Here is a 2695-nt window from a genome sequence, read left to right as displayed (position 1 = left end):
CGAGAAAAACCCGGATGGTATCGGCGCACACCTGCGCTACCGCTTTTCCTGCCGTGGCGACGTTCTCAAGGTGATCCAACTTGTGAACCATAATGCTGCCATTAATGAACATCACGGGCTATCTCAGCAGGATATTGCCGACATTCTGAACCTCTACCCGGACGCATTTAACGCCGCATAACGGAGCCGAAAACATGACTATCGAAAAAAGCCGATTCAATTCGGAGGCCGCCCCACAATCCAGCGTTAACCAGGGCGAATATAGCACTAATGACTTTGCCGCTATTGTTCCCGTTATTTCCGGTCAAATTGGCGGGCGTGAGGCCAATATTGTTAGTGCTAAGGCACTGCATAAAGCGCTTGGAGTAGGTAACGACTTTTCAACCTGGATAAAACTACGCATTGATGAATATGGCTTTAGCCTGAATGCTGATTACGTGGTTTTTGATTCCTCAGATTTCAGGAATCAAAGTTCAAATTTTGAACAGGGTAGCCCCGGATGGGTGACAAAGCGTGGCGGCGACCGTCGCAGTAAAGATTATGGCCTTTCTCTGGGAATGGCTAAAGAACTGGCAATGGTTGAGCGAAACGAACAAGGTCGCGCCGTTCGCCGTTACTTTATTCAGTGTGAAGAAGCCCTACAGCGCAGCGTGCCAGAGATTGCCGCTCAGTATCGCCGCCAGCTCAAAGCCCGTATCGGTGCCGCCAACCTGTTTAAACCGATGTGCGTAGCACTGGAAAGCGCCCGCGCAGAACAGGGTAAACAGACGCAGGCTCGCCACTACAGCAACGAGAGCAACATGATCGCCCGCATTGTTTTGGGTGGCATGACAGCGAAGCAGTGGGCGCAGGCGAATAGCATTACTGGCGAACCACGCGACAGCATGAACGCCGGGCAACTGGAACACCTCACCTACCTGGAGAGTACCAACATTACGCTGATTGATATGGGTATGGGATATGACCTGCGTAAAGCCGAGCTAATCCGCCTCTCTCAGCGCTGGTTAGCTAAACATCTGGGGGCTAATCATGCTTAATGCCGCCGTCCAGAATAAAGCCTTTCCCCTGGCTGGCCTGATGTGTACCTTGCGCGGGATCGCGCACACGCATGAGGGTAAAGCTGGCATAACAGTGCCAGCTAATGCCAGCTCCTCATTTTCTCGTCGTGGTGACGAGGAGAGTTTCGAGACCAGTACGCGCACGAAGATTTATTGGGGGTCACTACGCGAGGAAGATTTTTCTATCATCACTACACGAGGCGGGAAGATTTTTCTGACATCACCACGAGATGCGGGGAATTTATGCACCAGTACGCGCAAGCACGGAAGTGAGTTTCTGGAGTCCATAAAAAAGGGCTTGCCGACTATCGCCAACCCGGTTTATGGTTATAGCGCACCAGCAAAATCTGGTGCCGGGCGTGGAAACCCGTTGAACATAAAGGCGACACAGACGCCAATAGCGTCTTTTTTTGTGTCGTGCCATAGCGCACACCAATTCAGCGGCAATGCCCGCAATGTATCTATGGTGGCGTTGGCGGGGCTGCCGAAAGGCAGGCCGGTTTCCTTTGTGTCCGGTATTTCCACCCCCGTTAACGTCACCACCCCTTTAGAGCGTGGAAACTCAGGTGGTGACTCCTTATACACAAAGGAGGCTGCCATCATGGCTACTACCCCTACCCAAAATCCACAATTTATCTGGTTAATCGCAGCCGTTCGCCGCGATATGCCGACAATTACCGCCAAAATCCATCACATTGCTGCTGAAACTGAGCGCGAAGCCCGCCGCACTCTGGCGCAGGATCACGTCTGTTTCTTTGCAGGCCGTATCCGTCTGGAGGTAGCAGCATGAGCCGTGAACTCACCTTAGAGCAGGTCGCAGAACGCGCGCACCAGACTGAAATAATTGCCCGTCTGGTTGAAGACTTCCCCCACCACCTTGCCGATAGCGAAGTATCCGCAATCGCCACTCTGTTAAAGCGCCTTTCCGGTGATGTTGCCGCATGGCTGATTGAAGAATTGGCAGAACGGGAGGGCAAAGCATGAGCAATATACTGACCATTAAACCGGGAAATCCCGACCTGTTCCACGCAGAAGCCACACCGGACGGCGTAAACATCATGACCCGCAATGATGCCGGGATGTATGAGCATGTTTGCCTTGTTCCCTATTCAGACGCGGTAACTCATCTCGATAGCGGCAGGTATGACGAAATACCCGATGAAGGATTTGCCCTGCATTTTGCAGTGGCTGACGGCGGGGCGCGTGGCTGGTTCGACTTCACCGCGCAGCATAACCTGACTATGTGGCGCTGGCTGATTGCTGCCACGTTCATTTCTGAGATGAAGCGCGAAAACGGCACAACCTACGTCACGGAGGCTGACGGCACAACATCGCAGGTGGCGATTTACTCCAATGGCAAAGCGGCACTTCCGGTTTATCCGTTCGCGGAACGTCTTGCGATGGCGAGCAACATCGAGGGCGCAATGATTGAGCGATACGGCGTCGAACAGGGTACGGAAAAAACCATTGTGTTTTATCAGGCCATGCTGGATACGGAGCACGGCGAGCTGACCCCGTTCGGACGTGAAACGCTGGCAGAGCTACACGATCACTTCATTGCTGATCTGGATGAAAACGGCTGGCCTGAAATGCCAGCGGCGCACTGAGGGAGCGACACAATGCGTAATATCGACCTT

Annotated in this window: 4 protein-coding genes and 1 pseudogene; all 5 read left to right on the top strand. The window is 53.1% G+C overall.

What is annotated here, in order from left to right:
- Positions 1 to 181, top strand: a pseudogene (locus HX884_RS26020) (hypothetical protein); the annotation flags it as partial.
- A gap of 13 nt (positions 182 to 194) precedes the next feature.
- The gene (locus HX884_RS26015; protein WP_178329004.1) at positions 195 to 1037 is read left to right on the top strand and encodes an antA/AntB antirepressor family protein; all 843 of its coding nucleotides are present in this window, start codon (positions 195 to 197) and stop codon (positions 1035 to 1037) included.
- A complete protein-coding gene (locus HX884_RS26010; RefSeq protein ID WP_103786847.1) occupies positions 1030 to 1848 on the top strand; it encodes a host cell division inhibitor Icd-like protein in 819 nt (272 codons plus the stop codon). The genes HX884_RS26015 and HX884_RS26010 overlap by 8 nt, the downstream gene beginning before the upstream one ends.
- A complete protein-coding gene (locus HX884_RS26005; protein ID WP_023308804.1) occupies positions 1845 to 2042 on the top strand; it encodes a hypothetical protein in 198 nt (65 codons plus the stop codon). The genes HX884_RS26010 and HX884_RS26005 overlap by 4 nt, the downstream gene beginning before the upstream one ends.
- The gene (locus HX884_RS26000; protein WP_178329003.1) at positions 2039 to 2665 is read left to right on the top strand and encodes a hypothetical protein; all 627 of its coding nucleotides are present in this window, start codon (positions 2039 to 2041) and stop codon (positions 2663 to 2665) included. The genes HX884_RS26005 and HX884_RS26000 overlap by 4 nt, the downstream gene beginning before the upstream one ends.
- Positions 2666 to 2695 lie beyond the last annotated feature (30 nt).

The organism is Enterobacter sp. SECR19-1250 (assembly GCF_013391025.1).
GTDB classification, from domain to species: domain Bacteria; phylum Pseudomonadota; class Gammaproteobacteria; order Enterobacterales; family Enterobacteriaceae; genus Enterobacter; species Enterobacter cloacae.
This window is presented reverse-complemented; position numbering and strand designations above follow the sequence as displayed.